Source organism: Roseibium aggregatum IAM 12614 (assembly GCF_000168975.1).
In the GTDB taxonomy this organism is placed as follows: Bacteria; Pseudomonadota; Alphaproteobacteria; order Rhizobiales; family Stappiaceae; genus Roseibium; species Roseibium aggregatum.
In genome coordinates, this window is sequence record NZ_AAUW01000002.1 from 96,370 (window position 1) to 118,940 (window position 22,571).

Annotated in this window: 20 protein-coding genes; 9 read left to right on the forward strand and 11 right to left on the reverse strand. The window is 59.6% G+C overall.

What is annotated here, in order from left to right:
- Positions 1-46: 46 nt before the first annotated feature.
- Both SIAM614_RS02975 and SIAM614_RS02980 read right to left on the reverse strand, forming a co-directional pair.
- The gene (locus SIAM614_RS02975; protein WP_006931976.1) at positions 47-1,135 is read right to left on the reverse strand and encodes an ABC transporter ATP-binding protein; all 1,089 of its coding nucleotides are present in this window, start codon (positions 1,133-1,135) and stop codon (positions 47-49) included.
- Positions 1,132-1,938 carry a DeoR/GlpR family DNA-binding transcription regulator gene (locus SIAM614_RS02980; RefSeq protein WP_006931978.1) on the reverse strand — a complete coding sequence of 269 codons (807 nt, stop codon included), beginning with the start codon at positions 1,936-1,938 and terminating at the stop codon, positions 1,132-1,134. The genes SIAM614_RS02975 and SIAM614_RS02980 overlap by 4 nt, the downstream gene beginning before the upstream one ends.
- Positions 1,939-2,416: 478 nt before the next feature.
- Between SIAM614_RS02980 and SIAM614_RS02985 the strand changes: the two genes are divergently transcribed.
- From SIAM614_RS02985 to SIAM614_RS03005, 5 genes are all read left to right on the forward strand, one after another.
- Positions 2,417-3,919: an alkaline phosphatase gene (locus SIAM614_RS02985; RefSeq protein ID WP_006931979.1), complete on the forward strand. Its 1,503-nt coding sequence runs from the start codon at positions 2,417-2,419 to the stop codon at positions 3,917-3,919.
- Positions 3,920-4,028: 109 nt separating this feature from the next.
- Complete coding sequence (locus SIAM614_RS02990) at positions 4,029-4,487, forward strand: hypothetical protein (RefSeq protein ID WP_208983880.1); 459 nt, start codon at positions 4,029-4,031, stop codon at positions 4,485-4,487.
- A gap of 9 nt (positions 4,488-4,496) precedes the next feature.
- On the forward strand, positions 4,497-5,177 hold the full coding sequence (locus SIAM614_RS02995; protein WP_006931983.1) for an ABC transporter ATP-binding protein: 681 nt from the start codon (positions 4,497-4,499) through the stop codon (positions 5,175-5,177).
- Positions 5,170-6,492 carry an ABC transporter permease gene (locus SIAM614_RS03000; protein WP_006931985.1) on the forward strand — a complete coding sequence of 441 codons (1,323 nt, stop codon included), beginning with the start codon at positions 5,170-5,172 and terminating at the stop codon, positions 6,490-6,492. The genes SIAM614_RS02995 and SIAM614_RS03000 overlap by 8 nt, the downstream gene beginning before the upstream one ends.
- A 26-nt stretch (positions 6,493-6,518) precedes the next feature.
- Positions 6,519-7,082 carry a copper chaperone PCu(A)C gene (locus SIAM614_RS03005; protein ID WP_006931987.1) on the forward strand — a complete coding sequence of 188 codons (564 nt, stop codon included), beginning with the start codon at positions 6,519-6,521 and terminating at the stop codon, positions 7,080-7,082.
- 282 nt (positions 7,083-7,364) lie between these two features.
- On the opposite strand, the gene SIAM614_RS03010 is transcribed toward SIAM614_RS03005, so the two are convergent.
- From SIAM614_RS03010 to SIAM614_RS03025, 4 genes are all read right to left on the reverse strand, one after another.
- Complete coding sequence (locus SIAM614_RS03010; RefSeq protein WP_006931989.1) at positions 7,365-8,456, reverse strand: ABC transporter ATP-binding protein; 1,092 nt, start codon at positions 8,454-8,456, stop codon at positions 7,365-7,367.
- A 33-nt stretch (positions 8,457-8,489) separates the two neighbouring features.
- Positions 8,490-9,638 (reverse strand): carbohydrate ABC transporter permease, encoded by a 1,149-nt coding sequence (locus tag SIAM614_RS03015; protein ID WP_006931990.1) that lies wholly within the window; start codon positions 9,636-9,638, stop codon positions 8,490-8,492.
- The gene (locus SIAM614_RS03020) at positions 9,638-10,879 is read right to left on the reverse strand and encodes a carbohydrate ABC transporter permease (protein WP_006931992.1); all 1,242 of its coding nucleotides are present in this window, start codon (positions 10,877-10,879) and stop codon (positions 9,638-9,640) included. The genes SIAM614_RS03015 and SIAM614_RS03020 overlap by 1 nt, the downstream gene beginning before the upstream one ends.
- Before the next feature lie 143 nt (positions 10,880-11,022).
- Complete coding sequence (locus SIAM614_RS03025) at positions 11,023-12,390, reverse strand: ABC transporter substrate-binding protein (RefSeq protein ID WP_040439006.1); 1,368 nt, start codon at positions 12,388-12,390, stop codon at positions 11,023-11,025.
- 249 nt (positions 12,391-12,639) lie between these two features.
- On the opposite strand from SIAM614_RS03025, the gene SIAM614_RS03030 reads away from it, so the two are divergent.
- Positions 12,640-13,683 carry a LacI family DNA-binding transcriptional regulator gene (locus SIAM614_RS03030; protein ID WP_006931995.1) on the forward strand — a complete coding sequence of 348 codons (1,044 nt, stop codon included), beginning with the start codon at positions 12,640-12,642 and terminating at the stop codon, positions 13,681-13,683.
- Here the strand turns inward: SIAM614_RS03030 and SIAM614_RS03035 are convergent, their stop codons facing one another.
- A complete protein-coding gene (locus SIAM614_RS03035) occupies positions 13,684-14,352 on the reverse strand; it encodes a GntR family transcriptional regulator (protein ID WP_006931996.1) in 669 nt (222 codons plus the stop codon). It abuts the gene before it with no gap.
- A gap of 854 nt (positions 14,353-15,206) precedes the next feature.
- On the opposite strand from SIAM614_RS03035, the gene SIAM614_RS03040 reads away from it, so the two are divergent.
- Complete coding sequence (locus tag SIAM614_RS03040; RefSeq protein ID WP_006931997.1) at positions 15,207-16,667, forward strand: TolC family outer membrane protein; 1,461 nt, start codon at positions 15,207-15,209, stop codon at positions 16,665-16,667.
- Positions 16,668-16,789: 122 nt separating this feature from the next.
- Here the strand turns inward: SIAM614_RS03040 and SIAM614_RS03045 are convergent, their stop codons facing one another.
- From SIAM614_RS03045 to SIAM614_RS03065, 4 genes are all read right to left on the reverse strand, one after another.
- A complete protein-coding gene (locus SIAM614_RS03045; RefSeq protein ID WP_006931998.1) occupies positions 16,790-17,821 on the reverse strand; it encodes a quaternary amine ABC transporter ATP-binding protein in 1,032 nt (343 codons plus the stop codon).
- On the reverse strand, positions 17,814-18,698 hold the full coding sequence (locus SIAM614_RS03050) for an ABC transporter permease (RefSeq protein WP_006931999.1): 885 nt from the start codon (positions 18,696-18,698) through the stop codon (positions 17,814-17,816). Before SIAM614_RS03050 ends, SIAM614_RS03045 begins: the two co-directional genes overlap by 8 nt.
- Positions 18,699-18,781: 83 nt before the next feature.
- Complete coding sequence (locus SIAM614_RS03055) at positions 18,782-19,774, reverse strand: ABC transporter substrate-binding protein (RefSeq protein WP_006932000.1); 993 nt, start codon at positions 19,772-19,774, stop codon at positions 18,782-18,784.
- A gap of 488 nt (positions 19,775-20,262) precedes the next feature.
- Complete coding sequence (locus tag SIAM614_RS03065) at positions 20,263-21,123, reverse strand: LysR family transcriptional regulator (protein ID WP_006932001.1); 861 nt, start codon at positions 21,121-21,123, stop codon at positions 20,263-20,265.
- Between the two features lie 90 nt (positions 21,124-21,213).
- On the opposite strand from SIAM614_RS03065, the gene SIAM614_RS03070 reads away from it, so the two are divergent.
- Both SIAM614_RS03070 and SIAM614_RS03075 read left to right on the forward strand, forming a co-directional pair.
- Positions 21,214-21,627: a VOC family protein gene (locus tag SIAM614_RS03070; protein ID WP_006932003.1), complete on the forward strand. Its 414-nt coding sequence runs from the start codon at positions 21,214-21,216 to the stop codon at positions 21,625-21,627.
- Positions 21,624-22,571: a 2-hydroxyacid dehydrogenase gene (locus SIAM614_RS03075; RefSeq protein ID WP_006932006.1), complete on the forward strand. Its 948-nt coding sequence runs from the start codon at positions 21,624-21,626 to the stop codon at positions 22,569-22,571. The genes SIAM614_RS03070 and SIAM614_RS03075 overlap by 4 nt, the downstream gene beginning before the upstream one ends.

Sequence of the window (22,571 nt, forward strand, 5' to 3'; positions counted from 1 at the left end):
TGAAAACCCGCAGATCTGCGGTCGGTCTACGCGGGCGCGCAGCAGGTCAGGAGCGCAACAGGGCTCCAAATTCGGAAATGAGATCGTCACGGCGGCAGCCGGTATCGGCGTCGAAAACATGAAGGGCGTCCGGCGAAAAGCCGAGCTGCACGGATTGACCGGGCGTGAAGGCCCGGTTCGCCGGAAGGCGCACCTGAAAACTGGTGCCGGCAACTTCGCAATCGGCCAGCACGTCCGCGCCCAGATATTCGACGGCACGAACAGCGGCGTTCACCGGGCCGCCATCTTCCAGGTGCATGGCCTCCGGACGCAGGCCGAGCTTGAAGTCCGGCGCGGTGCACAGCTTGCGGAAGGCGTTGGCGGGAAAGAGGTTCATTGGCGGCGTACCTATGAAGCGGGCCGCAAAGGGCGTCGCCGGTTTTTCATAGAGATCCCGTGGGCTCGCCACCTGCTCCAGCCGGCCACCGTTCAAAAGCACCACCTGGTCGGCCATGGTGATGGCCTCGACCTGATCATGCGTGACATAAACCATGGTGAAGCCGAGCTGCTGCTGCAGCGCACGGATCTCCACCCGCATTTCATGGCGCAGCTTGGCATCGAGATTGGACAGTGGCTCGTCCATCAGGCAGATCGGCTTTTCACCGATGATTGCCCGCCCGAGCGCGACACGCTGCTGCTGCCCACCCGAAAGCTGCCCCGGCTTGCGCTCCAGCAACTGGCCAAGACCCAGAAGATCGGCCACCCGTGCAAGACGCCGGTCCCGCTCGGCCCTACCGACCCGGCGGACCTTGAGGCCGAAAACGATGTTCTCGCCAACATTCAGATGCGGAAACAGCGCGTAGGATTGAAACACCATGGACAGGTCGCGCTTGGCCGATGGTTGGCCGGTAACATCCTCTCCACCGATCAGAATGCGTCCGCTGCTGACAGTCTCAAGCCCCGCGATCATGCGCAGCGTCGTCGACTTGCCGCAGCCCGACGGCCCCAGAAGCGCCGTGAACGAACCTGCGGGAATCTCGATCGACAGCGCATCGACAGCCACCGTCTCGCCCCAGGTGCGCGACACCTGCTCAAGAACAATCGGCTTGCCGGCACCAGGGGTCTTGGGGCCTGGGATATGCGGAGCTGATGTCACGCCTCATCCCCATTGTCGGCCACGAACACTTCTGTATTCGTGCCTTCCAGTGACGCCAGGAAGACATCCGACACCGGACAATCGGTGAAGATCGCATCGACATCGCTGAGCTGGCCGCCGCGCACATGGGCATTCCGGCCGAACTTGCTGTGATCCAGCACCAGAAAGGACCTGCGGCAATTGGCAAGGATGGACTGGCGCGCGGCCACTTCATCCTCATGGAAATCCAGCAACGTGCCGTCTTCATCCACCCCGGCGACACCAAAAATGCCGATATCAACCTTGTAGTTGGAGAAGAACGCCTGCGCTGCCGCCCCCAGCACGTCGCGGTCTCCATGGCGCAGACGGCCACCCGTGATCGTCACCTGAAACGACGGATTGACCGAGGCGGTGAAAGCAACGTTCAGATTGTTGGTGAAGACCGCCAGCTTCTCATGCCCGACGAGTGCCTGCATCACGATCTCCGGCGTGGTGCCGATGGAAAAGGCGATCGACTGGTTGTTGCCCACATGCCCGGCGACCAGCTTCGCGATGAGCTGCTTTTCCGGAAGGTTCAGAATCTGCCGGGTGGAATAGTGGATGTTGGACGCCGGCGCGGGCGGTTCGACGCCGCCATGGGTCCGGCGCAGGATGCCAAGTTCGCAAAGACCGTTGACATCCCGGCGGATCGTCTGAGTGGTCACCTCGAACCGGTCTGCCAGCTCCTCGACGGACGCAAATCCAGCCTTTTGTACCAGATCCGCAATTTCGGCCTGACGCTTTGAAATATCTATTTGCCCAAGCATGTTCTTCTGATCCGCCATCGTCCCCTTTCCTTCCGCAGCCGCGGAAGGCCAGCTACTCCAAAGGCATCATGTTGACTCGAAAAAGTCTGACTTCGAAGCCCGTTAAAACATTTTCATATGAACCTTATTCGACGCTCATATGAAAATGATGTGACAATAGAGGATCGAACGGGACGAAGGAACACGAGCAGAGCTCTGCAACCGGGGATGGCGCTCATATCCCCGGATCGAGGAATATTCTTTTTTCAGAGGGAATTGCCGTGTCCTGTTCAGCGCTCCGTTAAACCGGTTATCCGGCAAAGGCCTGAACTGTACGGACTTCAGTAAAGATGCCGCCGGACAAAAGATAAGACAGCTCAGGAGCAAGAAGTTTACGCGCTACGCTCAAGGTTATGTAATAAAATTACAAATCTGTTTCGTCATCTAACTGTCAATCAAATGTCACGCAGCATTTTTATGTAGCTCACGGGAAGCACCCTCACCTCCGGGAGATATCATGAAAACCATCATTTGCACTTCTCTGGCGCTGGCCCTGACGGGCTCCGTTGCCTTTGCTCAGGACACCGTGCCGCAAGCCTCCAGCCAGTGGTACAAGGATGGCGAAGCCGCCATTCAGGCTCTCCTGGCCCGTCAGCCGAACACCAACCGCGCCAAGAACGTGATCCTGCTGATCGCGGATGGCAACGGCGTCGGCACCAACTACGCCACCCGCCTGTTCGACGGCCAGCAGAAGGGCATGCTGGGCGAGGAAAACGTTCTTCCTTACGAGACCCCGGACTTCCACAGCGCCCTGGTCAAGACCTACAACATCAACGCCCAGACGCCGGATTCCGCTCCGACCGCCGGTTCGATGAACACAGGCGTGAAACAGCGTTTCAACCTGATCAACCTTGGTGAAGAAGCGATTCATGACGATTGCTCCACGGTTGCAGGCAACGAACTCACCGTGTTCTCCGAACTGATGACCGAAGCCGGCAAGTCTGTTGGCGTCGTCTCCACCGCCCGCCTGACCCACGCAACGCCGGCTGCCGTCTATGCCAAGACCGCAAACCGCAACTGGGAAGACGCCGTACCGGAAGGCTGCACCGCGCAGAAGGACATCGCAACCCAGCTCATCGACGCCATGGAAGCCGGCACCGTCGACTTCGCAATGGGCGGCGGTGGCCGTTATTTCCTGCCGAAGGACAAGGAAATGGGTGGGCTGAAGGGCCGCCGCGAAGACAATGTCGACCTGGTCGAGCGCGCCACCGGGCTGGGTGCCCAGTTCGCAACCGACACAGCCGGTTTCAAGTCCCTGAAGCTTGACGGTTCCAGCCCCGTGCTGGCGCTCTTCAACAGCAGCCACATGGAATATGAAGCCGACCGCGCCGAGGATGACGAGCCGTCCCTGGCCGACATGACCAAGGCCGCCATCGAGTATCTGTCCAAGAACGAGGACGGCTACTATCTGGAAATCGAAGCCGGTCGCGTCGACCACGGCAACCATGCCGGCAACGCAGCCCGCGCCCTGCGCGACGGTGTCGCCTTTGTCGAAGCCGTTGCCATGGCTGACGAACTGACGAATGACGAAGACACGCTGATCATCGTCACCGCCGACCACGAACACGCAATCGCCTTCAACGGCTATTGCGGCCGCGGCTCTGCCATCCTCGGTCTTTGCTATGACGTTGCCCAGAAAGGCATCAAGCATTCCGACAAGGTCCTGACCGCGGACGACGGCAAGCCCTACACCGTGATCGGCTACCTGAACGGCACCGGTTCGGTTCTGAAGAAGGGTGAAGGCGAAAACGACTACACCGGCTCGCGCCCTGAGCTGGACCAGGAAACCGCCACCGACCTGGACTACATCCAGCAGGCCCTGATCCCGAAATCCTCCGAAACCCATTCGGGTGAGGATGTCGCGGTCTACGCAAAGGGCCCCTGGGCGCATCTGGTCGACGGCACCATCGAGCAGAACGTTATCTTCCACGTCATGAACCACGCCGTAAACGCTCAGTAAGCGGACGGCAGGTTTGCCGCCGGGCGACCGGCCACCGATCTGAAAGGCCTGCCTCGTTGCAGGCCTTTCGCCTGTTTGTCACAATTGCCGGATAGATGAGGAACGTGTGTTGACCAGACCCGAGGATACCATGAACCGCAGACAGCTCGTAGCCGGGCTCGGCCTTGCCCCGCTTGCCTGGTATCTGCTGCCGGAAACGGCCGGTGCCAAGGAGGCCCCTCTCAAGCTGCGCACGCTCTACAACAAGGACCGGAGTTTTTCCGATCTCGCCCATTCGCTGGAAGGCACCAGAGTGTCGGTCGGCGGCTACATGGCGCCGCCCCTGAAAGCCGACAGCCAGTTTTTCGTGCTGACTAAAATTCCGATGGCGGTCTGCCCCTTCTGTGAAACCGAAGCGGAATGGCCGCGCGACATTCTCGCCGTCTACACCAAGCGCATTGTCGATGTCGTCGCGTTCAACAGCAAGATCGTGACGAGGGGTGTTCTGGAACTCGGCACCTTCAAGGATCCAGAGACAGGTTTCGTCAGCCGGGCACGGTTGTCCGATGCCGTTTATGAACGCGCCTGACGCCGTCTTATGAGCCTCCCCCTTCATGTCAGCGACCTTCAGGTCAGCACGCCCGGGGGACGGGTCTTGCTCACCTGCAGCCTGTTTCAAGCCGGGCCGGGCGAGACCATTGGTCTGCGCGGCCCGTCAGGCGCTGGAAAATCAACCTTTCTGTATGCCCTGGCAGGCCTGCATCCGGCCATGACAGGCCATATCCGCTGGGGAGACACCGATCTGGTGCAACTGACCGATGGCGCTCGCGCCGCTTTCCGCCGGAACCACATCGGCCTGATCTTCCAGGATTTTCTGCTGTTTGAAGAACTGAGTGCGCTTGGCAACGCCGCCCTTGCAACAAGCTTCAACCCGGCCTCCAAGCGCCGGTTGATCGTCAACACGGCAGAGCGGTTTTTGAAGAGCCTCAATGTTCCGGCAGACGCGCGGACCGTAGACAGTTTTTCCGGCGGCGAGCGACAACGCACTGCGATTGCCCGCGCGCTTGCCCACGACCCGGCCATCATTCTGGCGGACGAACCGACAGCCAGCCTCGACCGCAAGACGGCTGATGGACTGATCGAAGACCTGATCGGTCTCACCCGTGCTCAGAACAAGACCCTCGTTGCCGTCAGCCACGATCCGCATCTGCTGGAGCGGATGGACCGGGTGATTGACGTCGAGGACGGACGCCTGCAAACGGAGGCAGCCGGTGTCTGAAGCTCTTATAGACCTCTGGCAGAACCTTTCGCCGCTGTCGCAGGACATCCTGTGGCTTGCTATGCTTCTGCTGCCTGCCGTGGCAACCGGGCTGATCGTGACCTGGGGGTTCCGGCCCGGAGCTCTCGCCGGAGCACTGCTCTGGCGTTTCCGCTGGACGAACCTGACCTTCATTGCCCTGATCGCCATTTCCATCGGCATCGGCGTCGGCTTGATTGCCCAGGAACGCGGCCTTCGAAAAGGTACGGCACGGGCGGCGGAAAAATTCGATCTGATCGTTGCCGCCCCCGGCAGCGAAATCACCATGATGTTTGCCGCCGTCTATCTGCAGCCAAGCGACGTACCGCTGCTGGACGGTGACATCTACACCGAAATCGCCACCCATGCCGACGTCGATCTTGCCGCCCCGATTGCCTTCGGCGACAGCTACCTGTCCTCTCCCGTTGTTGGCACCACGCCGCAATTCGTCACCCATCTGGCGGGTGAACTCGACGAAGGAAGGATGTTCACCGCCAGCGGTGAAGCGGTTGCCGGATCGCGGGTCGAGCTGCAAATCGGCGAAACCTTCGAACCCGCCCACGGGGTTGGTGATAGTGCGGAAGAAGAAGCCCATGCCGGTCACGCGGTAAAGATCGTCGGGCGCATGCCACCAACCGGCAGCCCGTGGGACCGCGCCATCCTTGTGCCTGTCGAAAGCGTCTGGGAGGTTCACGGCCTGACCAATGGCCACAGCCCGGAGCACAAGACCCGGATCGGCCCGCCCTTCGACGCCGACTATTTTCCCGGCACGCCCGCGATACTTGTTCACGCCAATGAGCTTTGGGCAAATTACGCCCTGCGCTCCGAATTCACCCGCGACGACACCATGGCGTTCTTCCCCGGCGCGGTCCTGGCGCAGCTTCATTCGCTCATGGGCGACATCCGCCAGATCATGTCCGTCATGGCCGTGCTGACCCAGGTGCTGGTGACGGCAGGTGTGCTGACGGGGCTGATTGCCCTCGCCCGGCTGTTCGCCAGACGGCTTGCGCTCTTGCGGGCACTTGGCGCACCGGGCCGATTCGTCTTCGCCGTTGTCTGGTCCTATGCGGCCACACTGATTGTCCTGGGTGCAGCCGCAGGGCTCGGTGCCGGCTGGATAGCGGTCGATGTCATCTCATCGATCGTCACTTCGCGAACGGACATCCTGGTGACGGCAACACTCGACTGGCCCGAGTTTCATCTCATCGCCGGCTTCGTCAGCCTGACGGTGCTGCTCGCCCTGCTGCCCGCCTTCATGGCAATGTCACGTAATATCATTACTGATTTGCGCGCCTGACCTGAAGCCTGAAGGATCTTCCCGATATGCGCGCTCTTGCCGTCCTGTTGTCGCTGCTGTTCTGTCTGTCTCAATCTGCCCTGGCATCTGAAACACATAGCGGCACCGGCCAAAGCCACGCTGACGCAGACCAGCACCATGCGCAGGAAGAAGAGGACCACCATCACCCTGAAGACGACGGCAGCCACGAGGGCATGTCAGAAGGGGTGCGCGCGCTCCACGCGTGGATCCGGGAAACCTCCGAAAACACCGCGCTGCTTTTCGTCAATATCGAGAACAGGTCCGAACGTTCGGTAAGGCTCGTCGGCGGACATTCCGGCGTTGCCTCAAAGGCTGAACTCGTCGGCTTTGCCCTGAAGGACGGTGAAACCGGCTACGACGCCCTTCCGCCCGTTCCGATCCAGCCGGGCAAAAGCCTTGTCCTCGCCCCAACCGGCCTTGCCCTGCGCCTCACCGGCCTCACCCGGTCTTTTCGCCAAGGGGACACATTCGACATCGAGATCGAATTCGACTTCGGCCATATCGAGATGCAGGCCCAGGTGGAGTCGGTCAACGCGACCCGGCACAGCCACGCCGGGCATCAGCATTAGATCTGCCGGGGTTAGAGGCAGGGATTAAGTGGGGTTGGTATCACAAGGCTTCAGTCTTTGAATACCCCCCACCCCTAACCCCTCCCCACAAGGGGGAGGGGGATCAGTCCGTGCAGATTGAAAAGATCTCACTTGTCTGCCCGAATACCTGAAAAGGGATAGCGGGTTTCAGCGCACCTACATCGTGGCGCGGTAAAGCATTCGTCCCCCTCCCCCTTGTGGGGAGGGGTTAGGGGTGGGGGTCAACAGCATTACCGAAAGCCCCCAAGCCTGCCGCGATTATCACCTGTAAAGGAACGACTGCCCCTCGCCGTCGAACAGATGCAGTTTTTCCGGCGCGGCCGTCAGGCGGATGGACGTGCCCTTCGCGATCTTGTGGATGCCGGGCAGCTTGGCGATCAAGGCCGGTGCGTCGTCTTTCGGACGGAAGTACAACACCGTCGTCTCGCCAAGCGCTTCGACGATTTCGACGTCGGCGGAAACCAGGAAATCGTCGCTGTCCGTCACCGTCAGATCTTCCGGCCGCACGCCAAGCTTCACCGTTGCGCCCTTGTCGCTGTCCAGCGAGGCAATCGGCACGTCCGCGTGGCCACCGTCGGACATGACAACAGAAGTCTGACTGCCGGTTGCCGTCACCTTGGCATCGATCAGGTTCATGGCCGGCGAGCCGATGAACTGGGCGACAAATGTGTTGGCCGGACGTTCGTAAAGATCCAGCGGCGCGCCGAATTGTTCGATGTTGCCGCCATGAAGCACGACGATCCGGGTCGCGAGCGTCATCGCCTCCACCTGATCGTGGGTCACGTAGATCATGGTGCTTTCCGGCATGCTCTCCTTCAACTGCGCGATCTCGATCCGCGTCGCAACGCGCAAGGCGGCATCGAGGTTCGACAGCGGTTCATCGAACAGGAAGACCTTTGGATCCCGTACGATCGAACGGCCGATGGCAACGCGCTGGCGCTGCCCGCCGGAAAGCGCTTTCGGCAGGCGGTCGAGATAGGCAGTGAGCTGCAGCCTGTCGGCCGCAGCCCGTACCGCCCTGTCGATTTCGTCGCGCGACTTGCCCGCCAGTTTCAAGGCGAAAGCCATGTTGTCGTAGACCGTCATATGCGGATAAAGCGCATAGGACTGGAACACCATGGCAATGCCGCGCTGTGCCGGCGGCACGTCGTTGACGACAACCCCGTCGATCTCCAGCTCTCCGCCGGTGATCTTTTCAAGCCCTGCGATCATCCGCAGCAATGTCGACTTTCCGCAGCCCGAAGGACCGACGAAAACGATCAGCTCGCCTGCGTTGATCTCCATGTTGATGTCGCGCAGAACTTCGACGGCTCCGTAGGACTTGCTGACACTCTTCAAGGACAACGATGTCATGCCGGCTGCTCCCGATTGTTGATTTTGTTCATGTTATTTCACCGACCCGGCCAGCAAGCCGCGCACGAGGTAGCGTTGCATCGCGAAGAACACGAAGAGCGGTACGGCGATGGATACAAAGGCCGCGGTCGCGAGAATCTCCCAGTTGCCGCCGCGTGTTCCCAGAAGTTCGACGATCTGGTTGGTCATCACCGTGGTCGAGCCCGTGGCGTCGATCAGGAACACCTTGGCCACCAGAAGGTCGTTCCAGGTCCACAGGAACTGGAAGATGGCGAAGGACGCCAGAGCCGGAAAGCTGAGCGGCAGGATGATGCGGGTAAAGATCTGGAAATCCGTCGCCCCGTCCACCTTCGCGTTCTCGATGATGTCCCGCGGCAATCCGACCATGTAGTTCCGGAGCAGATAGACCGCGAGTGGCATGCCGAAGGCCGTATGGGCCAGCCATACCCCCATGTAGCCCTTGCCGATACCGACGGCCAGATGCAGCCGCAGCAGCGGAATGAGCGCCAGTTGCAGCGGCACGACAAGCAGCGCCACAACGGCCGCGATCAGCAGCGCACGGCCGGGAAATTCCATCCAGGCAAGGGCGTAGGCTGCGAACGCCGCAATGACGATCGGGATGATCGTCGCCGGAATGGTGACCGTCAGCGTATTGAAGAACGCCTTGCCCATATTGTCCTGTCCGGTGCCGGAAAAGAGGATGGTGGCGTAGTTCTGCAGGGTGAATTCCGGCGGCACGGTCGCGGTGACGAAGACACGCTGGCCGCGGCCGGAAATCTGCTTGTCATTACCCTTCCAGACATAGGACCCGTCGGCCTGAAGTGTAAGGCTTTCGCCGTCGCCCATATCGGCCGTTTCTCCGGGCTGGTAGGCGGAGACATCGCGTGAGGACACGCCCCAAGAACGGATATCGCGCGGCTCGCCTTCGAAGATATTTCCGGTGACGGTGAACTGACCACCGTCGGCCACACGGGTCCCGTCCGGATCGGATGTCCGGTAGACCTCGTTCTGCTCGGCCGGAAACAGCGCCGCCCACCAGCCGGAGCTGGAGATCTGGTCGGCGGTCCGGAAGGACGAGACGAACAGCCCGACGGTGGGAAACAGCCACAGGAGCACGAGGGCTGCGACGGAGATATGAACGGCCCAGGTCAGGCCGGATTTTTTCCCAGCTATACTGGCCATCACTTCATCTCCTTGCGGGCATTGTAGACGTTCCAGACAAGGATCGGCGTGACAAGCAGCATGATGATGATGGCGCTTGCCGACCCCACTCCCCAGTCATTGGCGCGGAAAAGCTTGTCGTACATGTAGTTGGCCAGAACCTGGGTTTCCCACTGGCCGTTGGTCATGGCGAAGACGATGTCGAATACCTTGAGCACAGTCAGCGTGATCGTGGTCCACACCACCACGATGGTTCCCATGATCTGCGGCACCTTGATCTTGAAGAAGATCTGGAACGGGTTGGCGCCGTCAACGATGGCGGCTTCCACGGTTTCCTCGGGAATGCCGCGCAGGGCCGCCGACAGGATCACCATGGCAAAGCCGGTCTGGATCCAGATCAGCACCACCATCAGGAAGAAGTTGTTCCACAGCGGCAGCGTCAGCCAGGTTTGCGGCTCGCCGTAAGGCACGTCTGTAATCCAGACGCCGAGCGCGGAATTCAGCGAAATCCAGATCAGCCAGACCCCACCGACGGCGACCAGAAGGCGCAGTGGCAAAAGCCAGAGCGACTTGTCCTCGCCCCGGGCAACAATGCCGCGCACGAAGGTCCAGGCCACATAGGCGACGACAACGGAGAAAGCCAGCAGAAGCAAGGTCGGCAAGAGCTGGAGAAAGATGACGGAGCCGATGCCGCCGTCGAACTTCAGCCAGATCGCGTTCAGGACGCCGATCTGGTTCTGGTCGGCCGCGCGCGTATCATAGATCAGCTTGAAGATGACCGACGCGCCAACAAAGGAGATCGCCATCGGCATGAAGATCAACGACTTGGCGAAGTTGCCCCATCTGATCCGGTCCGTAAGCTGGGCGACCAGCAGACCGAAGGCCGTAGAGGCAGCCGGAACCACGATGAGCCACAGCATGTTGTTGCGCACCGCTTCCCAGAACTTCGCCTCGTTCATCATCTGGCGATAGTTGGCAAGGCCGACGAAAGCGCCCCCTTGCGAACGGTCCGTCAGCGACAGGCGCAAGGTCTCGAACACCGGATAGGCGAGATATAGCGTCAGCGCGAACAAGGCCGGGAACAGGAACAGCCACGGCCGGATCATGTTCGCCCGGTTGATGTTCCTGCCTGCATTGGGGCCACGGGCCGGAAACAGAACCTTGTCGATGAAGACATTCGAAAAGAAGAAGTAGGCAAGGCAGGCTCCAACGCCGATGACGATGGTAAAGAGCCCCAACAGTGCCGGATTATCCGATAGCATGGCCGTTCCCTCCCATTATTGATTATGGGGAAGCACCCGGAAGACCGGGGGCCTCCTGCGTTTAGGAACTGTGTTTCTTGAACGTTACGCCAATCCGTCAGAAAAACGGCCAGTCTCCCTGGGGAGACCGGCCGCCTGGAGGATTACTTGAGGGCGTCCCAGCTTTTCTGGATTTCCTCGGCGACGGCTGTTGCATCCTTGCCGCCGGTATAGTCGACCATTCCGGTCCAGAACGTGCCTGCACCGACTGCGCCCGGCATCAGGTCGGAACCGTCGAAGCGGAAGGTGCTGGCATTGACCAGGATTTCCCCCTGACCGCGCAGCGTGTCGTCCTTGTAGGCCGCAGGGTTGGCACCCTTGTGCGGTGTCAGGAAGCCGGTCTGGGCCATCATCACTTCATGCGCGAGCGGCAGTTCGAAGAACTTCATCAGCTCGTTCGTCGCGTCGGACGGATTGGTGATCGCCATCAGCGTGCCACCGCCGAGTACCGGATTGCCGAGGTCTTTTTCCGCGTAGGCCGGGAAGTAGAAGAAGTCGACATCGGTACCGAATTCCACGCCGTCCGGGAAGAAGGCCGGCACGAAGGACGCCTGACGGTGCAGGTAGCACTGCGGCGGCGAGGCGAAAAGACCTTTCGGGCTGTCGCGGAAATCGGTGGAGGCAACAGCGCCCGCACCGCCGGCAACCTTGGCATCGTCGCGCGCAAACCAGCCGAATTCCTCGATAGCGGCAACGACGCGTTCATCGTCGAAGGGGATCTCGTTGGTGGTCCACTGGTCGTAGACTTCGGGCGGCTGCGTGCGCAGCATCAGGTCCTCGACCCAGTCGGTCGCCGGCCAGCCGGTGGCTGCGCCCGATCCCAGACCGATACACCAGGGGGTTTCGCCATCGGCGACGATTTGCTCCGTCAGCGCCTTCAGCTCTTCCATGGTCGTCGGCACTTCATAGCCGGCGTCCTCGAAGTTTTCAGGCACGTACCAGACAAGGCTCTTGACGTTGACGTTGTAGAAGAACCCGAACAGTTGATCCTGTCCGTCCGCATCCTTGTAGGTACCGAGGTCGACCCAGCTTTCACCGGCCCCGTAATTGTTGGCGACCCAGTCGGCCATGCCTTCCGGCAGTGGCTTAAGCAGACCGCGTGCGGCCATATCGGCAGCAAGGCCCGGCTGCGGGAAAACGGCAATGTTCGGAGCAGCGCCGGCTTCGGCGTCGATCACGATCTGCTGCTCGAAGGAGTCGGAACCGGTATAAATGACTTCAGCGCCGGTGGCTTCGGTGAAATAGGCAAGCACATTGCGGAAAAAACCGTCTTCCGGCTGCAGCCACGGACCGGCGATCGTCACCGTCTGGCCCTTCAGGTCAGGCGCGCTCTTTGCCCACTCGTTGTAGCTGTCCCAGTTGAAGGGACCTTCGCCCGGAGCGAATTTCAGTTCAGCCGCGGACGCGGCGCCCGCGCAAAGGCCAATAGCCAGCGCAAGACCAGCCGTGCAGGCTTTCAAACGTAATTTCATATCTGTCCTCCCAGATTGTCCCTATTCCGGAACACTCCACTCAAGGTGGCACACCTTACCACCTTGCAGCAATACCCACCCGTGTCACCGGGTCGGCAATTCTACCAGAACCCTTTATCCAAACCGCTTTGGATTTGGCCCTAACCATGTCTTCAGGCTTCGGTCTTGTCAAGCGCGCAGCTCGCGAATTAATGTTGCATTTCAATAACAGCCTGTTGGGAGGGCGCTTTCAAAGCGTTTTGGGCCTGAATGAGCAATGGCGTAAACTTGAAAGAACTGTCGCAACGGCTGAACCTGTCTCAGACCACGGTCAGCCGCGCGCTTAACGGCTATCCCGAAGTCAGCGAGGAAACCCGCAAACGGGTGAGCGAAATGGCCGAGAAGCTCGGCTATGCGCCCAACAGCCAGGCACGGCGCCTTGCGACCGGTCGCGCGATGGCCATTGGCCATGTCATACCCCGCTCCATTCACGAGATGATGAACCCCATCTTCCTGGAGTTCATTGCAGGCGCCGGAGAGACCTACTCGCGTCACGGTTACGACATGATCATTTCCGTCGTCGATGATGACAAGGAGGAAGACGCTTACCGGCAGATTGCCTCGCGCAAGAAAGCGGACGGCGTGATCGTTCACGGCCCCGCCAATGAAGAGCACCGGCACAAACTTCTGAAAGAGCTCAACCTTCCCTTCGTCGTCCACGGCCGCATTCCCGGCGCCGAGCGGGAAACCTCGTGGATCGACATGAACAACAGGCGCGCATTCGAGCGCGCAACCAACCTGCTGCTGGACCTCGGCCACACCCGGATCGCGCTGCTGAACGGCCTGGAGCACATGGATTTTGCCAGTCGCCGCCGTCGCGGGTTCGAAGAAGCGCTGGCGGCTCGAGGGCTGACGCCGGACCCTGCCCTGATGCGCAGTGCCGACATGACCGAGCCTTACGGCTGCGACAATGCGATGGAAATGCTGAAGAGTGACAATCCGCCGACCGCCTTCCTGATATCATCCATGATATCGGCGATCGGCGTCGCGCGCGCAGCCGGGCAATGCGGACTGAAGACAGGCAAGGACGTCTCCATCATCACGCATGACGATGCCCTGTCCTTCCTGCCCAACAGCGGCGAGGTGCCTATTTTCACCTGCACCCGCTCATCGGTCCGCTACGCCGGGGAAAAGGCCGCCGAACTGCTCCTGAACATGATTTCCAACCCGGCCGCCAAACCGGCGTCCCTGCATCTGGACGCGGAACTGATCATCGGTCAGTCCACGGGCCCGGCCCCGGCAGCATCGCGATAATCAGACGTGGTTGAGACCGCAGTGCTGAAGCAGATCGTTCATCCGGGCCAATCCGTTCAGACGGTGCACTCGCGCCACTTCTGCGGCGGCGTCTGACTTGCCTTCCCGGATCGCCTCAACAATCGCGCGATGGTCGGCCGCGTTTGAGGCCGGAGCCTTGTTCAGGCGCAGCAACACGAGGTTTGCCCGGTAGACCTGATCAAGAAAGCCCTCGATCTCGGCTCTCAGACGCAAATTGCCACTCGCCCTGGCGACCAGCCTGTGGAACCTGTCGTCGCATATCGCCCAGGCCTCGATATCCTGATCTTCGAGTGCCTCATCAGCGCCGTCGAGCACACAGTTGATTTCGGCAAGAGCTTCATCGCTTGCCTTGCCGCATGCAGTGCCGGCCGCAAGCGCTTCGAGCACTGCAAGGATCTGGTAAATCTCGCAGATGTCCTGCCGCGAAATCGGCAAGACCTTCGCCCCGCGGCGCGGCACGAGATCCACCAGACCATCTGCCTCCAGACGGATCAACGCCTCCCGGACCGGCGTCCGGCTCATGCCCAGCCGGGTCGCGATGTCGGGTTCCGGTGCCTGAAAGCCGGGCGGCAATTGCCCGCTCAGAATCTCTGTTTTCAGCCGCTCGTAAGCGTTGTCGACGCGGGTGGATCTGGCTTTCGTTGACATTGCGGGATGCACCCGTTCTCCTGACGTGTCTTAAAATGTTTGCGTTATCCCGCGCCTCTCGATTGAGGCCAGCGCGGCTCACTTGAGCGCTGAAAGCAATTCCCATCGGCGCGGCCGGCCTTTTTTGAAAGCAAATCAATGCCGTATTGATAACAAAATCGGTAGAATTTTAGTCATCCACCTGCCGTCAGGGCATCTGGCATGAACGCTGTCTCGGCCGGAGCGCGCATTTCCTCGATTTTCTGCAAATTTACGGCTTTCTTCCGGCGGAAAAAATACTGTAAAAAATTACAGACATAACTGAACCTGTCCCCAATCCCCCGACGTCAAATCAGGTCTGTCCAGGCTGCTTTTCCCCAGGAACAACGATCAAGCCGCCTCAATCGTTTACGAATTCCCCCGGCCAGACCGCCCGAAGAGAATCGCACCCGCGACAATGCTTCAGCCGGCATCCCTTTTCCGTCAGCGTTTCAACCCTTCAGTAGTTGCCGAAGGTGTCGAAGCGAAGCAACAACTACACATCCTCCATCAGGCCAAACGTCTGCAAGTAAAGGGATCTCTACCCGGAAAAGATTTGCCCTTGCGACAGACAAAAAAATCTCAATCAAGTTTACACCGCACCAGGCACTGATATTCGATCATGTCAGGCATGATTTCAGTAACGATAGACTTGCGAAACTGGGTTTTATACAAAAATCCAAGTTACCTCTAAATATTACCTTGGGTAACTACTGAAAAGTATGACTAATAATCTCTACTCTCAACTTACCTTTGATTAACTATAAAATTTTACCTTGAGCGCAGACAACAATCGTGGTGCCGCTGTGACGACTTTCCCTGCCCCTGCCAAACTGATGCACGGATTGAAAACCCGTCTTGCCAGTCTTCTGGCGGGCGCGTCGCTTGTCAGCCTGTTTTTCGCCAGCGCCCCGGTATCCGCGCAGTCGCTTGAGGAAGCCATGGGGGCCGCCTATGCCACCAATCCGGGCCTGAAGGCGGAACGCTCGCGGTACGAAGCGATCAACCAGGACATCTGGACCGCGAGGTCCGAGTTTTTGCCCACCGTTACCGGCACTTATTTGGGCGAACAGAATGCCTTCCGCAGTGAGCGCAGCGGCAACAGTGACAGATCGTTCTTTCACGAGCTGGGTGTGTCCATGTCCCAGACCGTGTTTCAGGGCTTTGCTGGCGTCAACCGGCTGAACCAGGCACATGAAGAAGCAAATTCAGGCCGCAACCAACTGATCGGCGCCGAGCAAACGCTGCTTTTCAACACCGCTGATGCTTATCTGCGCGTCGTTCGCGACCGGGCTATCCTCTTCCACCTGCGGGCTTACACCAATGTGGTGCAGCGGGAAGTGAATGCCGCCAGGGCGCGGTACAAGTCCGGGGACGCCACCCGCACCGATATCGAACAGGCCCTCGCCCGCCTTGGCGAGGCACAGGGAAATTCCGACCAGGCAGCCGGCGATCTGGAAGCCTCCGAGGCAGCCTATGAGCGCCTGACCGGACAGAAACCGGGCAAACTCGGCTGGCCCGGAATACCGTCATCAATTGAGCCCGCCGGGCTGGACGATGCGATCAACGTCGCGCTGCAGAACAACCCCTCGATCCGAGCCGCGACGGCGGATGCCAGGGCAGCACGCTATGCCGCCCGCGCGGCAGTCGGCGACATGCTGCCGCGCGTTTCGCTGGAAAGCGAGTGGCAGAGTGGTTACCGGGGCAACCTCGGCAATGAGGACGAAGAAGATTTCCGTTTTGGCGTGCGCGTTACCGCCCCCCTGTTCACCGGCGGCCGCAACATCGCCGCCGTCAAGCGGGCGAATTACACCGCCGCCCAGCAGGAATACGAACTGGACGACACCCAGCAGATCATCCGCGAAAACGTTGTCCGTGCCATGAAGCAGCGGGCGGCCTCGCGGCTCAAGGTCAAGGCGGTCAAGCGCGCGATTGACGCCAACCAGCGTGCGGTCAAGGGCCTGCAGGTGGAATTCGACAGTGGCCAGCGATCCCTGCTCGATGTTCTCAACGGCGAGCGGGAACTGCTGCTCACCAGGGTCGACCATGTGGAGGCACGCTACGACAGCCGCATCGCGGACTTCTTCCTGCTGGCCAACATCGGCCGTCTGGCACCACAGCATTTCGGGATCATCGAGGAACGGCCGGCTCCGATCCCACGCATCATGCCCGAATTCAACACCTGGGACCTGCGCCTCGGACCATCGGAAAACGACATCTTTCAGGCGGCCGTCGTCGAGGTTGCAACCAGCGAGACCGTGGTCATCGAAGCCCAGCCGCTACCACCGGCCAAATAAAAGCAGCCCATGCTTCGAGACGGATCTGGCGGCCCTCCGCAGCATGAGGCTGAAGCTTGCAGCCGGCGCAATAAAACCCCGAAGCACGCTTCGGGGTTTTATTGTTTTCAGGGGTTTGCAGCTCAGTGGGTTGCGGGTGTCACCATGGCGTAGATCGTGTCATGCACGTTGAGCACACCGATCGGACGGCCATCTTCGTTGACGATGTTTGCCTCGCCCTCACCCGTGTCGGCAAAGGTCCGGGCCGCTTCTTCCAGCAGGATACCGCTTGAGATCGTCGGTCCGTTTTCCAGCGTCCGGGACGTATCCATGACCGTGTCGACCAGGATCACCCGGCCACGGTTCACTTCCTTGACGAAGTCGGCGATGTACCCATCCGCAGGCTTCAGCACGATATCCTGGCCGGTTCCCTGCTGGATCACCGCCCCGTCGCGCAGGATCGCGATCCTGTCGCCGAGGCGCAGCGCCTCGTCCAGATCGTGGGTGATGAAGACGATGGTCTTGTGCAGCTCTTCCTGAAGATCCAGAAGCACGGTCTGCATGTCCATGCGGATCAGCGGATCGAGCGCCGAGAACGCCTCGTCCATCAGCAGGATATCGGCATCGTTGGTGAGCGCGCGGGCAAGCCCTACACGCTGCTGCATGCCACCGGAAAGCTGGTTCGGATAATGATCCTCGAAGCCTTCCAGCCCCACCCGCGCGATCCAGCGGGCCGCACGCTCCTCGGCTTCCTTCGCCGGCACACCCTGGATCTCCAGGCCGTAGACGGCATTCTTCATGACGGTCCGGTGCGGGAGAAGGGCGAACTTCTGGAACACCATCGCAGTCTTGTGCCGCCGGAATTCCCGAAGTTCCTTCTGTGACATCTTGCAGACGTCATCATTGCCGTAGAGCACTTCACCCGCCGTCGGATCGATCAGCCGGTTGATGTGCCGGATCAGCGTGGACTTGCCGGACCCCGACAGCCCCATCACCACCTGGATCTTGCCGCCAGGCATGGAGATGTTGATGTCGTTCAGGCCGAGCACATGGTTGAATTTCTCGTTCAGCTCGGTCTTGGAAATACCGTCCTTGACCTTCTGAACCATCTCCTTCCCGTCCGGACCGAAGATCTTGTAGAGGTTCCTGACCTCGATACCCGTTGCCTCAGCCATGAACCACCTCCGAGTGTTTCTGAAGGCGTTTCCCATAGGCCTGGGTCGCACGATCGAAGATGATGGCGATCGCGACGATGGACAGGCCGCTGAGCATACCTGCAGTCAAGTACTGGTTGTTAATGGCAACGAGCACTTCCTGCCCAAGTCCACGTACGCCAATCATGGAAGCGACAACAACCATGGAAAGCGACATCATGATGCACTGGTTGATCCCGGCCATGATGGTCGGCAAGGCCAACGGAAGCTGAACGTTCATCAGCTTCTGACGGGCGCTGGATCCAAAGGCATCAGCCGCTTCAAGCACATCCGTATCGACAAGCCGGATACCCAGATTTGTCAGGCGGATCATCGGCGGAATGGCGTAAATCACAACGGCTATCAGACCCGGGACCTTGCCGATACCGAAAATCATCACAACGGGAATGAGGTAGACGAAGCTCGGCATCGTCTGCATCAGGTCCAGGATCGGATTGACGAACCCCTGAACACGATCAGACCGCGCCATCACGATGCCGATCGGCATACCTAGAACGATTGCCAGCAGGGTGCATACGGTAACCATGGCGACGGTGCGCATGGTGTCTTCCCAGAGTCCGAACACCCCAATGAACACCAGGGCCAGAACTGTTCCGACCGTAACACTGATCTTGCGGCTCAAAAAGTAAACCGCCAGCGCGAAAACCGCGAGAATGATCGGCCAGGGCGAGTTGATCAGAAGGTTTTCGAGGAAGACCAGGAAATCTTGCAAGGGGTTGAAAAAGTTGTCGATATAGTCGCCGTAGGTTCTGGTGAAGCCTCTGAACGAACCGTCGATTGTCTTCTTGATCGCCAGCAGGTCTGTTCGACCCAGCGATGGAAATTCAATCCAATCCATCTTTGTTATCCCGATGGTTTAGTTTTTGCCCCAAATGGTTGGGGCCGCACCATTGGAGCGGCCCCTGTTGTTTCTTTTGCCTGTCAGAGCGCGGCTTTCACTTTTTCAGCGACTTCAGGGCTGACCCACTGGGTCCAGACGTCCTCGAAGTTTTCGAGGAAATAGTAGGCACCATCTTCGTTGGCAGCCTGGTTGTCGGTCATCCAGGCAAGAACCTTGCCGGCCGTCCGGTTGTCCCAGGTGCGGCCCTTGATGTAATCCATGGCCGGGCCTGCCTTGTTGGCAAAGTCGTCGGTGACGACGGTAAAGACTTCAGACTTCACCCAGGAGTTCGGCTTCGGCTCCGGGCAGTCCTCGATCACGGTGCACGTGTCCCACTCTTCCTTGTCATGCGGGACTTCGAAGTCGAGCAGGGTCATATCGTACTTGCCGAGGATCGCGGTTGGTGCCCAATAGTAACCGAGCCAGCCTTCCTTGCGCTCGTTGGCTTTCGCCAACGCACCGTCAAGGCCCGCGGCGGAACCCGGATCGACCAGTTCGAAACCGCCCTTGTCGAAGCCGAAAGCCCGGAACAGGTTGCCGGTGGTAATGCGGCAGTTCCAGCCTGCCGGGCAGGAGAAGAAAGCACCCTTGCTTTCGTCTTCCGCGCCGGGGAACAGTTCCGGATGCGCAAGAGCGTCCTTCACTGTGTAGATATTATGCTCTTCGGCTAAGTAGGTCGGAACCCAGAAGCCTTCGACGCCGCCTTCGTTCAGGATCTCGCCGCCGATGATCAGGGAACCTTCGGCAACTGCCTTGTCGAGAGGCTCGCGCACGGCGTTGATCCACAACTCCGGAGCCATGTCCGGTTCGCCTTTTTCATTCATGGAGGTGAATGTCGGCATGGTATCACCACTCACCAGTTCAACGGTGCAGCCATAGCCGTTTTCCAGAATGATCTTGTCGATCTGCGCGATAGCGCCTGCCGACGCCCAGTTCATTTCCGCAACGGTGACCGTGCCGCACTCTTCTGCCATGGCGGACGAGGCCATGCCGATGAGAGCGGTCGCGGCGACCGAGACAAACAACTTCTTCATGAGGATGCTCCTGTGCAGTCTGTTTGCTTGAGATTGAATTGGGTGCGGCGCGCGAAAGCTTTCGTAAAAGCAATCACCTCCCTGCGCATCCAATGGGAAAGAATAATGAGCTGCGAACACAAGTTCGCTGTGAAGGCCTTTAGATTAATTCTTATTAATTCAGCCTTCATTTGACGCATATACGATTTTCTTGCTCGAAATAAGCCTGACCACCTTCTCAGATCGAGAAGAAGGTCATGCCCGGTATTTGTACCGAGTTCAGGCCCAACCGCCAATACAATTGCATTAAGAATGCCACTAGCACAACAGTATAGTCTCAACTCTTGTACCAATCATACGTCAAATTTCGTGGCCACGCCTTCAAACGACATTTTAGTGCCGGTATTCGTCATGTTGAATAATTTTCTTACTGATGAAACGAATCTCTTCACACTTAAAAAGTGTTTAACCGCAACAAAATCAACTATTAAGTGCTGCATTTCAGCAGGTCACTTGACGACCTGCTCACGCAGGACCTCGTGCACGAGGTCGGCAAGTACCGGTGCGGCACAAGCGTGTTTTCGCAAGTAAACCATTTCGCGTCCCGTGCCGCCCGGAAGAGCTTTCAAGGTCATCGCCGGTCCATGCGTCCGCAAGCCCTGCCAGACAGGCAGGATCGCCTGTCCGGCTCCGTGAGACACCATCTGCGCAATCGTTTCAGGGGCATCGAGTTCGCAAAATATGTGCTCTTCGCCAACCATCCCCCCGAACGCCGCCCATAGCTTGCGGCCGCCCCACGACTGTCTGTCGTAGACGATCCAGGGCAGGTCTTCAGCACTGAACGATGTGTAACGGTCCGGTGGCAAGGCATGAACGACAGCCTGAACCTCCAGCGTTCGGCTGATGATGTCCTTGGGCAAATCAAAGGGAGCGGCAACCGTGATGGCCGCGTCCAGGCCCCCGTTGCGCAAACCTTCGTAAAGATCGGCCGACGTCCCGGGCCGGACTGTCAGCACAGCCTGAGGCGCCTTGACCCGGAAGTGTTGAATGACAGCAGGCACCGTGTCCGAAAGCGCCGTCGACACAGCCCCCAGCCGGAACGGGCCACTCAGACCGGAAGCATCTATGCCGCTGATCAATTGTTCCGCGTCGCGCACCAGACGACGCGCCGCAGGCAAAAGCCGGAAGCAGGTTTCGGTCGGCAAGGCCGCGTGCGCCGTCCGGTTCAACAGCGCTGCTCCGAATTCGGCTTCCAGCACACGGATACGCTGGCTCACAGCAGCGGCCGTTAGCCCCTGCTGGCGAGCCGCAGCCGCGATGGAGCCGGTTTCGGCAACGGCCAGCAGGCTTTCGAGAAAATGGGTATCCAAAATATTTTCCTTCGCTCAGAAGCAGAAAAACATCTTAAATGTTTTGGATCGGATCTGCTACTCAACACTCGTTTTCAAAGGAGCCGAGCGATGCAACCCTGTTTCCATCTTGCCTACCACGTTACCGATCTGGACGAAGCCCGTGCGTTCTACGGCGGCCTGCTTGGCTGCAAGGAGGGCCGCAGCACAGACACCTGGGTCGATTTCAATTTCTTCGGCCATCAGGTTTCACTCCATCTCGGCAAACCGTTTGAAACGACCAACACAGGCAAGGTTGGGGATCACATGGTGCCGATGCCGCATCTGGGGGTGGTGCTGGACATGGAGACCTGGAAGGCGCTTGCGCAAAAATTGACAGACGCTAACCTCGCCTTCGTCATCGCCCCGACCGTCCGGTTCGAGGGCCAACCCGGCGAGCAGAGCACCATGTTTTTCAAAGACCCTTCCGGCAACCCCATCGAAATAAAAGGCTTTGCGGATGAAGCCGGGGTTTTTGCCGCATGAGGCCAGTTGTCCCCTTCGTATCTTCCGCCAGCCCCGATGAGCGCCAGACTTGGCGGGCGGCCCTGCCGCAGGCTCTCGACGGTATCGCCGCCGTCAAGCCGTTTGAGGACCTGACGGAAGAGGAACGCACCGCAGCGCGCGTTGCCATTGTCGCCAATCCCGATCCGGCCAATGTAGCAGCTCTTCCCAATCTGGTCTGGGTGCAAAGCCTGTGGGCCGGCGTGGAGCGCCTGATGAGTGAACTTCCTGCGGACGGCCCGCAGATCGTCCGCCTCACGGATCCGCAAATGGCGGAAACCATGTCGGAAGCCGTTCTCGCCTGGACGCTTTACCTGCACAGGGCCATGCCCCGGTACATGGCCCAGCAGCGCCAGAAGATCTGGCAGGATCATGAACTCAAAAGCCCTCAGGAACGCACGGTCGGCGTCCTGGGCCTGGGCAAGCTCGGCGCAGCGTCTGCCTTGCGGATGAAAGCCAACGGCTTCAACGTGCTTGGCTGGAGCCGGTCCAAAAAAACAATCGAGGGCATTGTCTGCCGCCATGGCCGCGACGGCCTTCTGGAGGTGCTCGGCCAGTCGGATTTCATCGTCCTGCTGATGCCGTTGACGGATGAAACACGAGGGCTGATCGGCCAGGACGAACTGAGCGTCTGCAAGAAGGGTGCTTCGGTCATCAACTTCGCCCGGGGCCCGATTATCGACACCGCCGCTCTCATCAACGCACTCGACAACGGCCCACTCGACCATGCCGTTCTCGACGTCTTCGATGAAGAGCCGCTGCCGCCGTCAAGTCCGCTGTGGGATCATGACAAGGTCACGGTCCTGCCGCACATCACCGCTCCAACCGGCATCAGCACTACCTCCAGGATCGTTGCCGACAATATCGGCCGGTATTTTGAAGACGGCACGGTTCCACCGGCAGTCGACCGGGAGCGTGGATACTGA